The following is an 11379-nucleotide window of genomic DNA, read 5'->3' on the forward strand; positions in this document are numbered from 1 at the left end:
TCGGGCGTTGGTCACCCTGGACACCAAGCCCCTACGCGGCACATCAGGTCAGAGATACAGCCCGGTCGAGTCCGTCGTCCCCTGGAAGCGGTCCGCGGCCACCGCGTGCAGATCGCGCTCCCGCATCAGGACGTACGCCACGCCCCGCACCTCGACCTCGGCGCGGTCCTCGGGGTCGTACAGCACCCGGTCGCCGATCTCGACGGTACGGACGTTCTGACCGACCGCGACCACCTCGGCCCAGGCAAGGCGTCGGCCCACGGCCGCGGTCGCCGGAATCAGGATGCCGCCGCCGGAGCGCCGCTCCCCCTCCGGGGAGTCGGTGCGGACCAGGACGCGGTCGTGGAGCATCCGGATGGGCAGCTTGTCGTGCGTGTTCTCGCTCACGAGGTGAACCTACCTGCCCGAGTACGGCACCCGGGGCGGGGAGGGGTCGTCCCCGGAAAGGTCATCCCCTGCCCTTGCGGGAGGAGGCCGCGAGCAGCCCGATGACCGCGACGGCCACGAGCGCCGCCGGCACCACGCGCTCCAGACGGGGGGCGCCGTCCTCATGGGTGAAACGTGCCTTCACATCCGAGACGACCCGGTTGACGGCGACGAAGGCGCGTCCGGCGGTCTGGTCGACCGTCGAGGCGACCTTGGCCTTCGCGTCCCCGATGATCGTCTTCGGGTGCATCCGAATGCCGATCTCGTCGAGAGTGACGGCGAGCTGCTCGCGCCGGCGGACGATGTCCGCCTCGATCTGCGCAGGGGTCCTGGCCTCCGACACCGCGCTGCCTCCGTAGTCGTGATCCGGGTGGGTCGTGATCCGGTCGTTGATCGGTCCTTGCGGACAGTCTGTCAGCTCTGCCGCCGCCGGGCTGTCCCCGACCCCCATTAGGCTCTGAATGCGTACGCGAACGATCTCGAGGAGAGCCAGCCATGAGCGAGCGACTGCAGCCCGGCGACACCGCCCCCGCCTTCACCCTGCCCGACGCGGACGGCAACGAGGTCTCCCTCGCGGACCACAAGGGCCGCAAGGTCATCGTCTACTTCTACCCGGCGGCGCTGACGCCCGGCTGCACGAAGCAGGCGTGCGACTTCACGGACAACCTGGACGTGCTCGCCGCGGCGGGCTACGACGTCATCGGCGTCTCGCCGGACAAGCCGGAGAAGCTCGCGAAGTTCCGCGAGAAGGAGAACCTGAAGGTCACGCTGGTCGGCGACCCGTCGAAGGAGATCCTGGAGGCGTACGGCGCCTTCGGCGAGAAGAAGCTGTACGGCAAGGTGGTGACCGGCGTGATCCGCTCGACGGTCGTCGTCGACGAGGACGGCAAGGTGGAGCACGCCTTCTACAACGTGAAGGCGACCGGCCACGTGGCCAAGATCCTCAGGGACCTCTCCATCGAGGCCTGAACCGCCGGCCCGAAGCGCCGCCCCGGCGACGTGACGGACGTCGCAATCCCGGGCGACTTCCGTTTGTGAACGGCATGACCGTGCAGAAGGTCCTCTGGAGTTTCCCCCGGAGAGAGGACGTACGGCCATGCCGGCCACAGACCGCGACGGCCCCGCCGCCGATCCCGAGGCCCAGAGGCGCCATCCGCTGCTGTTCAAGGCCGTCACCCGGCGACGGCAGCCCCGGCTCCGGCGCACTGACATCACGGTCACCGACGAGGCCGCCGTCAAGCGGGCGGTGAAGGCGGCCTCCCTGGGCAATGCCATGGAGTGGTTCGACTTCGGCGTCTACGCCTACCTCGCCGTCACCCTCGGCCACGTCTTCTTCCCGTCGGGCAACGACACCGTCCAGCTGCTGTCGTCCTTCGCGACGTTCGCGGTCGCCTTCCTGGTCCGCCCGCTCGGCGGCATGGTGTTCGGCCCGATGGGTGACCGGCTGGGCCGTAAGAAGGTCCTCGCCCTGACCATGATCCTCATGGCCGTCGGCACCTTCGCGATCGGCCTGATCCCGTCGTACGCCTCCATCGGCTTCTGGGCACCGGTCCTCCTCGTCTTCTTCCGGATGCTCCAGGGCTTCTCCACCGGCGGCGAGTACGGCGGCGCCTCCACCTTCATCGCCGAATACGCCCCCGACCGCCGCAGGGGCTACTTCGGCAGCTTCCTGGAGTTCGGCACCCTCGCGGGCTACGTCGGCGCGGCGGGCCTGGTGACCGCCCTCACCGGCTGGCTCGGCTCCGACACCATGGAGGCATGGGGCTGGCGCATACCCTTCCTGGTCGCGGGCCCGCTGGGCCTGGTCGGCCTCTACCTGCGGCTCCGGCTCGACGAGACGCCCGCCTTCCAGAAGCTGGAGAGCGACTCGGCGCGCGCCTCCGACGCGGCGGACGCGGTGGAGACCTCCACCAAGGGCGACCTGGCGAAGATCTTCCGGCAGCAGTGGCCGACGCTGATCCTCTGCATCGCGCTGGTCGGCGCGTACAACATCACCGACTACATGCTGCTGTCGTACATGCCGACGTACCTCTCCGACGAGCTCGGCTACAGCGAGACGCACGGCCTGCTGATCCTGCTGCTCGTGATGGTCCTGCTGATGCTGATCATCACTCAGGTCGGCCGTCTGAACGACCGCTTCGGGCGGAAGCCGGTGCTGATGGCGGGCATGCTGGGCTTCCTCTTCCTGTCGCTGCCCGCGTTCCTGCTGATCGGCCAGGGCGGCGTACCCGCGATCACGGCGGGCATGCTGATGCTCGGCCTGTCGCTGGTCTGCCTGCTCGGCACGATGTCGGCGGCGCTCCCGGCGCTCTTCCCGACGGACGTCCGCTACGGCTCCCTTTCGGTGGGCTACAACCTGTCGGCGTCGCTGTTCGGCGGTACGACCCCGCTGGTGATCACGGCCCTGATCGGCGCGACCGGCAGCAGTCTGATGCCGGCGTACTACGCGATGGGCGCGGCGCTCGTCGGAGCGATCGCGGTCGCCTGCATGAAGGAGACGGCCCAGCAGCCGCTGGAGGGCTCCCCGCCCTCGGTGGAGACCCCGGAGGAAGCGGCCGAGATGGTGATGTCCCAGGCCCCGGAACCGAGGTTCTGACCCCCTCGCCCCCGCAGTCGGAACGGCCCGCACCGTACATCCCGGTGCGGGCCGTTCCGCTTGTCGTACGCGATATGACGTGACCGTCCGATATTCGGGTCGTTGATCCGTACGAGATCCGTACGGATGAGGGGACGCGATGGGGACGAGCGTGTACACGAGGGAGCGCCTGGAGGCGGCGGCGCAGGGCGCACGGACGCTGACGGAGGCGCTGGAGCGGTTGGGGGTGGATCCGAGAAGCCCGACGCGGAGGTATGTGCGGCCAGCACACGCACATCAGCCGCCGCGTCAGGGCCTACGGGATCGACACATCGCACTTCCGCCCTCCGTCTCGGCGCGGCGAGACCCGGCGACGCCGGACTCCCGAGGTGCTGCTCGTCGAGCAGACAGGCCCGAGAACCCGGCGCATCCCGCGCGAGCGGATCGCGTGGGCGATGACGGAGTCCGGAGTGCCCCAGCACTGCGCCCTGTGCGGCAACCAGGCCGTCTGGCTGGGCGAAACCCTCCCCCTGGAAATCGACCACATCGACGGGGACTGGCGGAACAACCGGATCGAGAACCTGCGGTTTCTGTGCCCGAACTGCCACTCGACGACGGACAGCTACCGGGGGCGCGCCAAGGGGAGGAATCGATGACGACCGGCGTGCGCTACACCCGTGAGCTGCTGGCGGAGGCGGCAGCACGCTGCTCGGACCTCGACGAGGTCATCGCCTTCCTGGGCACGCGGCCGTACGACAATCTGGGACGCCACCTGCTGAGACGCTTCGCCGACCATCGCATCGACGTCTCGCACTTTCCGCACCGGCGGAGGCGCGGCGGGCGACCACCGCGCCCAGCAGAAGAGGACCTTCGGCGCGCGGTCCTGGCGGCGACCTCTGTGGCGAGCGCCCTGCGCGCCCTGGGTCTGGCGCCCAGTGGGCAGATGCGCGCGCTCTTCCGTCTGTGGACGGCGGAGGACGGTCTCAGCACCTCCCATTTCCTGGGCCAGGCGCACCAGCGGGGCAGGCCTGGGCCGACGCCGGTCAGACGGGCCGACGACATCCTCGTCAGGCATCACGGAAAGCGACGGACAAGGAGCCACCTGCTCCGTCGCGCGCTGCGCGAGGTGGGCGTCCCCGAGAAGTGCGCACGGTGCGGCACCGGCCCTGAATGGCTCGGCAGGCCTATGACCCTTGAGGTCGACCACGTCAACGGCGACTGGAGCGACGACCGGCGCGAGAACCTGAGGCTGCTCTGCCCCAACTGCCATGCGACGACCGACACCTGGTGCCGCGGAGGACGGCGGGTAAGGTAGGGGATCGACTACGCGCCCGTACTCCAATGGAAGAGAGAATGGCTTTAGGTGCCATGTGTTGTCGGTTCGAATCCGACCGGGCGTACCAATAGAAGGGGCCTGCTGCCTGGGAATCGAAGGCAGCAGGCCCTTCCGTTTGGGCTCAGCCCAGCAGTTCCTTCACCACCGGTACCAGGGCGCGGAACGCCTTCCCCCGGTGGCTGATCGCGTTCTTCTCGGCGGGGGTCAGTTCCGCGCAGGTCACCTCGTGGTCCTTCGGCTGGAGGATCGGGTCGTAGCCGAAGCCGTTCGTGCCCACGGGGGTGTGGCGGAGGGTGCCCGGCATCGTGCCCTCGACGACGCGTTCCGTGCCGTCGGGCAGGGCCAGGGCCGCCGCGCAGGCGAAGTGGGCGCCTCGGTGTTCGTCCGCGATGTCGGAGAGCTGGGCCAGGAGCAGGTTCAGGTTCGCGCGGTCGTCGCCGTGCGTGCCCGACCAGCGGGCCGAGAAGATGCCGGGGGCGCCGTTCAGGACGTCGACGCACAGGCCGGAGTCGTCGGCCACCGCCGGCAGGCCGGTGGCCCGGGCGAGGGCGTGGGCTTTGAGGAGGGCGTTCTCGGCGAAGGTGACGCCGGTTTCCTTGACGTCGGGGATCTCCGGGTACGCGTCCGCGCCGACGAGTTCCAGGTCGAGACCTGCGTCGGCGAGGATCGCGTGGAGTTCGGTGATCTTGCCCGCGTTGCGGGTGGCGAGGATCAGACGGGTCATGCCACCGATTATCCCGGGGTGCAGACCTTGCCGATCTCGGTGGCCGCGTCGGTGATGGGGGTGATGTCCGGCGTGGTGTCGCCGTTCTTGACGGAGGCGCGGACGGTGTCGACGCCCTTGGTGAGGTCGTCGACCGCCTTGGAGAGGTCGGCGTTGTCCGTGGTGTTCTTGAGGTTGCCCAGTTCCGTGGAGATGGAGTTGAGGGATTCCTCGATCTGGGTGGCGTCGTTCGAGGCGTTGGAGACCGCCTGCTGAAGGTTGCTCACCGAGGTGGCTATGGCGTCGGCGGTCTTGACGCAGTCCATTGCTTTGTCGAGGGCTCCGCAGCCGCTCAGGACGGTGGTGAGTGCGGCGGCCGTGGCCACGGCGAGTGCGAGACGGCGCTTCAAGGCGGGTCCTCCCCCAGATGCGTACATGCGAACGACGGACGGGCGCACGGAGCTTATCCGTACGGCCCGCCCGTCAGGACGCAGTCGGGGGGTCAGAGGGTTCCTTCGAGGGCCTTGCGCTGGATCTCGGCGAGTTCGGCGCAGCCGCCGGACGCGAGGTCGAGGAGGGCGTTGAGCTCCTCGCGGTCGAAGGGCTCGGCCTCGGCGGTGCCCTGGACCTCGACGAAGCGGCCGTCGCCGGTGCAGACGACGTTCATGTCGGTGTCGGCGCGGACGTCCTCCTCGTAGCAGAGGTCGAGGAGGGGGACGCCGTCGACGATGCCGACGGAGACGGCGCCGACGGTGCCGGTGAGGGGCTTGCGGCCGGCCTTGACGAGCTTCTTGCCCTGGGCCCAGGTGACGGCGTCGGCGAGGGCGACGTACGCGCCGGTGATGGCGGCGGTGCGGGTGCCGCCGTCGGCCTGGAGGACGTCGCAGTCGAGGACGATGGTGTTCTCACCGAGCGCCTTGTAGTCGATGACGGCGCGCAGCGAGCGGCCGATGAGGCGGGAGATCTCGTGGGTGCGGCCGCCGATCTTGCCGCGGACGGACTCGCGGTCGCCGCGGGTGTTGGTGGCGCGCGGGAGCATGGAGTACTCGCCGGTGACCCAGCCTTCGCCGCTGCCCTTGCGCCAGCGCGGGACGCCTTCGGTGACGGAGGCGGTGCAGAAGACCTTGGTGTCGCCGAAGGAGATGAGGACGGAGCCCTCGGCGTGCTTGCTCCATCCACGTTCGATGGTGACGGGGCGGAGCTGTTCGGGGGTACGGCCGTCGATACGAGACATGGGACGAGCCTAGCGGGATGCGGGGAGGGGGCCGTTCCCCTGCCGGAGCCGGGCATGACGAAGGGCCCGTTCCCCTGCCGGAACGGGCCCTTCAACTGATGCGGCTGCTTACATCATGTCTTCGATGTCGGCGGCGATCGGGTCGGCGTCGGTGCCGATGACGACCTGGATCGCGGTGCCCATCTTGACGACGCCGTGGGCGCCGGCGGCCTTGAGGGCGGCCTCGTCGACCTTGGACGGGTCCACGACCTCGGTGCGCAGGCGGGTGATGCAGCCTTCGACCTCTTCGATGTTCTCGATGCCGCCGAGCCCGGCGACGATCTTCTCAGCCTTGCTGGCCATGTGTCTCTCCCTGTCCGTTCCGTTCGCGCGTACGCGAATCTCGGCGCACCTGTGGTCCGCTTTGTCACGGTAACCCACGGTTGGCCCAACTTCGCGAGCGAGTGCCGCCGTTCTGCCGAATGATGACGATCACCGGCGGCCTGTCCTCAGCGGGCTCCGGGGAGCCTATCGCAACTGGTCTACACCAGTGTGCAACGAGACGCGGACCCGGCTTGTTCCGGGCAGGGAGGACGCCGATGAGTACCGACAGCGCTGCGGCACGGCCGAAGAAGTCCGTGTGGGGCGGACTCTTCCAGGGCCTCCAGAAGATGGGCCGCAGCCTCCAGCTCCCCATCGCCGTCCTTCCGGCCGCGGGCATCATCAACCGGCTGGGGCAGCCGGACGTGTTCGGCGCGGACGGTCTCGGCTGGGACGACGTCGCCAAGGTGATGGCGGGTGCGGGCGGCGCGCTGCTCGACGGCAACCTCGGCCTGCCGCTCCTCTTCTGCATCGGTGTCGCGATCGGCATGGCGAAGAAGGCGGACGGCTCGACCGCGCTCGCGGCCGTCGTCGGCTTCCTCGTCTACTACAACGTGCTGCGCCAGTTCCCGAAGGACTGCCCGTCGGGCTCGAAGGACATCGGCGGCGGCTGCCTCGCCATCGACGACTCCTTCGCGGGTTACACGTACCAGAACCCCGGTGTCTTCGGCGGCATCGTGATGGGTCTGCTCACCGCGTACCTGTGGCAGCGCTACCACCGGACGAAGCTGGTCGACTGGCTCGGCTTCTTCAACGGCCGCCGTCTCGTCCCGATCATCATGACCTTCGTGGCGATCGCGTTCGCCGCGATCTGCCTGTGGATCTGGCCGCCGATCGGTGACGCGCTGGAGAGCTTCAGCGACTGGCTGGTCGGCCTCGGCTCCTGGGGTTCGGGCATCTTCGGCGTGGCGAACCGGGCGCTGCTCGTCATCGGCCTGCACCAGTTCCTGAACGTGCCGATCTGGTTCCAGTTCGGCACGTACGAGAAGCCGGACGGCTCGGTGGTCCACGGCGACATCCCGATGTTCCTCGCGGGCGACCCGAACGCCGGCCAGTTCCTGACGGGCTTCTTCCCGATCATGATGTTCGCGCTGCCGGCGGCGGCGCTCGCGATCACCCACTGCGCGAAGCCGCATCGCCGCAAGGAGGTCGGCGGCCTGATGCTGTCGGTGGCGCTGACGTCGTTCGTCACCGGCATCACGGAGCCGCTGGAGTACTCGTTCCTCTTCATCGCCCCGCTGCTGTACGCGGTCCATGCCGTGCTCACGGGTGTGTCGATGGCCGTGACCTGGGCGTTCGGCGTGAAGGACGGCTTCAGCTTCTCGGCCGGTCTGATCGACTACGTGATCAACTGGAACCTCGCGACGAAGCCGTGGCTGATCATTCCGATCGGTCTCGCGTTCGCGGTCGTGTACTACGCGATCTTCAGGTTCGCGATCACCAAGTTCGACCTCCAGACGCCGGGCCGCGAGCCGGACGAGATCGGGGACGAGATGGAGCGGGAGAACGTCAAGTGAGGCGGCGCGACAACGTCAGGTAGCGCTGCGGTCACCCTGGAGAGCCTGACCGTTCCGGGGCTTTCGTCCCTCCCGTAAGACCCGCGAAAGGCCCCTGGACCTGACGGTCCGGGGGCCTTATGTCGTGCATTTCCAGCTATGGCTGAGCGCACAGAATTCGCAGGTTCCTTATCTAAGTCTCACGTGCTACAACTGGTCTACACCACTCATTGGTGTAGACCACGCGGTCCAGACCACCGCGTTCCACGAGACGTCGCCGTCCCCCCTTTCCACTGTCCTCTGGCGGCGCCTTGCCTTACTGGAGGAAGTTGATGAGTACGGCCACCGCCCAGGCCGCCGCTCCCGCGAAGAAGCGCGGATCCGGCCTGTTCCAGGGCCTGCAGAAGGTCGGTCGCAGCCTGCAGCTGCCGATCGCCGTGCTGCCGGCCGCGGGTATCTTGCTCCGTCTCGGCCAGCCCGACGTCTTCGGAAAGGACGGACTCGGCTGGGACCAGGTCGCCTCCGTCTTCGCCACCGCCGGCGGCGCGGTCTTCGACAACCTGCCCCTGCTCTTCTGCATCGGTGTCGCCATCGGCTTCGCCAAGAAGGCAGACGGCTCCACCGCTCTGGCCGCGCTCGTCGGCTTCCTGGTCTACAGCAACGTGCTGAAGGCCTTCCCCATCACCGACGCCGTCGTCAACACGACCGCCAACAAGGGTGTCGACGTCGCCGCGACGTTCAACAACCCGGGCGTCCTCGGCGGCATCCTGATGGGTCTGCTCTCCGCGGTCCTGTGGCAGAAGTTCCACCGCACCAAGCTGGTCGACTGGCTCGGCTTCTTCAACGGCCGCCGTCTCGTCCCGATCATCATGGCCTTCGTCGGCACCGCCGTCGGTGTCCTCTTCGGTCTGGTCTGGGAGCCCATCGGTGAGGGCATCTCCAGCTTCGGCGAGTGGATGACCGGCCTCGGCGCCGGTGGCGCCGGCCTCTTCGGCCTCATCAACCGCGCGCTGATCCCCGTCGGCATGCACCAGTTCGTGAACACCGTCTCCTGGTTCCAGATCGGTGACTTCACCAACGCCGCCGGCGAGGTCGTCCACGGTGACCTCAACCGCTTCTTCGCCGGTGACCCGAGCGCCGGAATCTTCATGTCGGGCTTCTTCCCGATCATGATGTTCGGCCTCCCGGCCGCCGCCATCGCCATCGCCCACGCCGCTCGCCCCGAGCGCCGCAAGGCCGTGATGGGCATGATGGTCTCCCTCGCGCTGACCTCCTTCGTCACCGGCATCACGGAGCCGATCGAGTTCACCTTCATGTTCATCGCGCCGGTCCTCTACGCGATCCACGCCGTCCTGACCGCCGTGTCCATGGCCGTCACCTGGGCCTTCGGTGTCCACGCGGGCTTCACCTTCTCGGCCGGCGGCATCGACTACCTGCTGAACTGGAACCTCGCGACCAAGCCGTGGCTGATCATCCCGATCGGTCTCGTCTTCGCGGCGATCTACTACGTGGTCTTCCGCTTCGCGATCACCAAGTTCAACCTCCCGACGCCGGGCCGCGAGTCCGACGAGGAGATCGAGGACCTCACCAAGGCGTGAGCCTCACCCCGCAGCACGGAAGGGCCCCGGAACCGTACGCACGGTTCCGGGGCCCTTCCCGTTGTGGCGGCCTTCCGTGGCCGGCCTTCGTATCGCCGGGCTTCGCATCGCCGGCCTTCCCGTGGCCGGCCTGCCTTCGGCCGGCCTTCCCGTGGCCGGCCTGCCTTCGGCCGGCCTTCCCCCGGCCCGGGGACGGCCTCAGATCTCGTAGACCGCGCCCGGTCTCGCCAGCTCCGACGGGCCCGAGTACACCTGGCGCGCGTCCGCCAGGTTCTGTTCGCCGTCCGTCCACGGCGGGATGTGGGTCAGGACGAGCCGGCCCACCGACGAGCGGGTCGCCTCGGCGCCCGCCTCACGGCCGTTGAGGTGGAGGGCCGGGATGTCCTCCTTCCCGTGGGTGAAGGAGGCCTCGCAGAGGAAGAGGTCGCTGCCCTCGGCGAGCTTGTGCAGCGACTCGCAGACCCCGGTGTCCCCGGAGTACGTCAGCGAGCGGCCGCCGTGCTCGACGCGGATGCCGTACGCCTCGACCGGATGGCACACCTTCTCCGTACGGACAGAGAACGGGCCGATCTCGAAGGCCTCCGACTTCAGCGTGCGGAAGTCGAAGACCTCGCTCATCGCGCTGGGCGAGGGGGTGTCCGCGTACGCCGTGGTCAGGCGCTGCTCGGCACCCTCCGGGGCGTAGACGGGGATCGCGTCGCAGCGTCCGCCCTCGTGCCGGTAGTAGCGGGCGACGAAGTACCCGCACATGTCGATGCAGTGGTCCGCGTGGAGATGGCTGAGGAAGATCGCGTCGAGGTCGTACAGACCGATGTGTCGCTGCAGCTCGCCCAGGGCGCCGTTGCCCATGTCGAGGAGCAGCCGGAAGCCGTCGGCCTCGACGAGGTAGCTCGAACAGGCCGAATCCGCGGACGGGAACGACCCGGAGCAGCCGACGACGGTGAGCTTCATGGAGCGTGAACCTCCGTGGACGGATACGGAAAGCGCGCTGAGGGAGGGGAGGCTGTGCGGTCTGTCGAGCGTAAGGCGCTCCCGGGCCTGTCGCTCCTTTGCGGTGGCCTGTTGTGGGCGAACTCACGGGCTCTGTCACCGGTTCGGATGGATGGCGGGCCGCGTCGGCGGAGTGAGCCGCGCGCCGGTACCGTCTTGAGGTATGGACACGTCGTGGTGGCCCGCGCTGGTCGCGGTCGTGGTGATCGCTCTGGTGGTGGCGCTCGCCGACGGGCGGCGGCGGCGGTCGTCGCGCCGCCCGTCGGGACGTGCGCCGGGGCGTTCGCCGGGAGGCCCGGCAGGACGCCCGTCGGGACGGACCCGGCCGTCGACCCGGCCGCCGGGTCGGCCCACCGGGCCGCGGAAGGCTCCGTCGCGGTTGCCGCGGGCCGCGGAGATCTGGTGGGCGGACGTGCCCTTCGAGGACGGGCCCGGGTCGAAGGACCGGCCCTGTCTCGTGCTGTCGGTACGGGGGGACAGCGCGCTCGTCGCCAAGATCACCAGCAAGTACCACGACGAACGGCCGGGAGTGATCGCGCTGCCGCCGGGTGCGGTGGGGGATGCGCAGGGGCGGCCGAGCTTCCTGGAGACGGATGAGCTTCGGGAGGTGCCGGTGGATGATTTCCGGCGGAAAGCGGGGATGGCGGACCCGGTCCTCTGG

The 11379-nt window shown here is 68.9% G+C and carries 13 protein-coding genes, 1 tRNA gene and 1 pseudogene; 8 read left to right on the top strand and 7 right to left on the bottom strand.

All coding sequences use genetic code 11. The features are described 5' to 3' along the window. Positions 1-48: 48 nt before the first annotated feature. Positions 49-387: a co-chaperone GroES gene (locus ACFQ79_RS38595; protein WP_015033852.1), complete on the bottom strand. Its 339-nt coding sequence runs from the start codon at positions 385-387 to the stop codon at positions 49-51. Between the two features lie 61 nt (positions 388-448). Further along, the gene (locus ACFQ79_RS38600; RefSeq protein WP_266966323.1) at positions 449-769 is read right to left on the bottom strand and encodes a DUF3618 domain-containing protein; all 321 of its coding nucleotides are present in this window, start codon (positions 767-769) and stop codon (positions 449-451) included. Positions 770-921: 152 nt separating this feature from the next. On the opposite strand from ACFQ79_RS38600, the gene bcp reads away from it, so the two are divergent. The 5 genes and pseudogenes from bcp (at position 922) to ACFQ79_RS38625 (ending at position 4404) form a co-directional block, all read left to right on the top strand. Further along, positions 922-1395: a thioredoxin-dependent thiol peroxidase gene (gene bcp / locus ACFQ79_RS38605; RefSeq protein WP_030324905.1), complete on the top strand. Its 474-nt coding sequence runs from the start codon at positions 922-924 to the stop codon at positions 1393-1395. A gap of 127 nt (positions 1396-1522) precedes the next feature. Beyond that, on the top strand, positions 1523-3022 hold the full coding sequence (proP, locus tag ACFQ79_RS38610) for a glycine betaine/L-proline transporter ProP (protein WP_383592562.1): 1500 nt from the start codon (positions 1523-1525) through the stop codon (positions 3020-3022). Positions 3023-3161: 139 nt separating this feature from the next. Continuing rightward, a pseudogene (locus ACFQ79_RS38615) lies at positions 3162-3657 on the top strand (HNH endonuclease). Then, on the top strand, positions 3654-4316 hold the full coding sequence (locus ACFQ79_RS38620; RefSeq protein ID WP_383592565.1) for an HNH endonuclease: 663 nt from the start codon (positions 3654-3656) through the stop codon (positions 4314-4316). The pseudogene ACFQ79_RS38615 and the gene ACFQ79_RS38620 overlap by 4 nt, the downstream one beginning before the upstream one ends. A gap of 12 nt (positions 4317-4328) precedes the next feature. Then, a tRNA-Leu gene (locus ACFQ79_RS38625) sits at positions 4329-4404 on the top strand. 54 nt (positions 4405-4458) lie between these two features. Here ACFQ79_RS38625 and rdgB read toward each other — a convergent pair. From rdgB to ACFQ79_RS38645, 4 genes are all read right to left on the bottom strand, one after another. Next, the gene (rdgB, locus tag ACFQ79_RS38630; RefSeq protein WP_383592567.1) at positions 4459-5061 is read right to left on the bottom strand and encodes an RdgB/HAM1 family non-canonical purine NTP pyrophosphatase; all 603 of its coding nucleotides are present in this window, start codon (positions 5059-5061) and stop codon (positions 4459-4461) included. Positions 5062-5069: 8 nt separating this feature from the next. Continuing rightward, positions 5070-5477 carry a hypothetical protein gene (locus tag ACFQ79_RS38635; RefSeq protein WP_383592569.1) on the bottom strand — a complete coding sequence of 136 codons (408 nt, stop codon included), beginning with the start codon at positions 5475-5477 and terminating at the stop codon, positions 5070-5072. 65 nt (positions 5478-5542) lie between these two features. Then, entirely contained in the window at positions 5543-6274 is a 732-nt protein-coding gene (gene rph / locus ACFQ79_RS38640) for a ribonuclease PH (RefSeq protein ID WP_383592571.1), read from the bottom strand. A gap of 108 nt (positions 6275-6382) precedes the next feature. Next, a complete protein-coding gene (locus ACFQ79_RS38645) occupies positions 6383-6616 on the bottom strand; it encodes a glucose PTS transporter subunit EIIB (protein WP_018105617.1) in 234 nt (77 codons plus the stop codon). Positions 6617-6852: 236 nt separating this feature from the next. On the opposite strand from ACFQ79_RS38645, the gene ACFQ79_RS38650 reads away from it, so the two are divergent. Together ACFQ79_RS38650 and ACFQ79_RS38655 are read left to right on the top strand one after the other, a co-directional pair. Beyond that, positions 6853-8151 (top strand): PTS transporter subunit EIIC, encoded by a 1299-nt coding sequence (locus tag ACFQ79_RS38650; RefSeq protein WP_383592574.1) that lies wholly within the window; start codon positions 6853-6855, stop codon positions 8149-8151. A 311-nt stretch (positions 8152-8462) separates the two neighbouring features. After that, positions 8463-9728, top strand: a complete 1266-nt coding sequence (locus tag ACFQ79_RS38655; protein WP_383592577.1) for a PTS transporter subunit EIIC — start codon at positions 8463-8465, stop codon at positions 9726-9728. 198 nt (positions 9729-9926) lie between these two features. On the opposite strand, the gene ACFQ79_RS38660 is transcribed toward ACFQ79_RS38655, so the two are convergent. After that, positions 9927-10679 carry an MBL fold metallo-hydrolase gene (locus ACFQ79_RS38660; RefSeq protein ID WP_383592579.1) on the bottom strand — a complete coding sequence of 251 codons (753 nt, stop codon included), beginning with the start codon at positions 10677-10679 and terminating at the stop codon, positions 9927-9929. Between the two features lie 202 nt (positions 10680-10881). On the opposite strand from ACFQ79_RS38660, the gene ACFQ79_RS38665 reads away from it, so the two are divergent. Continuing rightward, positions 10882-11379, top strand: a 498-nt coding sequence (locus tag ACFQ79_RS38665; protein WP_383592581.1) for a type II toxin-antitoxin system PemK/MazF family toxin, incomplete at its 3' end; no start/stop codon positions are given.

This window comes from Streptomyces sp. NPDC056480 (genome assembly GCF_042795405.1).
GTDB lineage: Bacteria > Actinomycetota > Actinomycetes > Streptomycetales > Streptomycetaceae > Streptomyces.

Bases quoted from the DNA above. Each gene is read 5' to 3' on its own strand.
- bcp (WP_030324905.1), top strand. From the start codon at position 922: ATGAGCGAGCGACTGCAGCCCGGCGACACCGCCCCCGCCTTCACCCTG.
- proP (WP_383592562.1), top strand. From the start codon at position 1,523: ATGCCGGCCACAGACCGCGACGGCCCCGCCGCCGATCCCGAGGCCCAG.
- ACFQ79_RS38620 (WP_383592565.1), top strand. From the start codon at position 3,654: ATGACGACCGGCGTGCGCTACACCCGTGAGCTGCTGGCGGAGGCGGCA.
- rdgB (WP_383592567.1), bottom strand. From the start codon at position 5,061: ATGACCCGTCTGATCCTCGCCACCCGCAACGCGGGCAAGATCACCGAA.
- ACFQ79_RS38635 (WP_383592569.1), bottom strand. From the start codon at position 5,477: ATGTACGCATCTGGGGGAGGACCCGCCTTGAAGCGCCGTCTCGCACTC.
- rph (WP_383592571.1), bottom strand. From the start codon at position 6,274: ATGTCTCGTATCGACGGCCGTACCCCCGAACAGCTCCGCCCCGTCACC.
- ACFQ79_RS38645 (WP_018105617.1), bottom strand. From the start codon at position 6,616: ATGGCCAGCAAGGCTGAGAAGATCGTCGCCGGGCTCGGCGGCATCGAG.
- ACFQ79_RS38650 (WP_383592574.1), top strand. From the start codon at position 6,853: ATGAGTACCGACAGCGCTGCGGCACGGCCGAAGAAGTCCGTGTGGGGC.
- ACFQ79_RS38655 (WP_383592577.1), top strand. From the start codon at position 8,463: ATGAGTACGGCCACCGCCCAGGCCGCCGCTCCCGCGAAGAAGCGCGGA.
- ACFQ79_RS38660 (WP_383592579.1), bottom strand. From the start codon at position 10,679: ATGAAGCTCACCGTCGTCGGCTGCTCCGGGTCGTTCCCGTCCGCGGAT.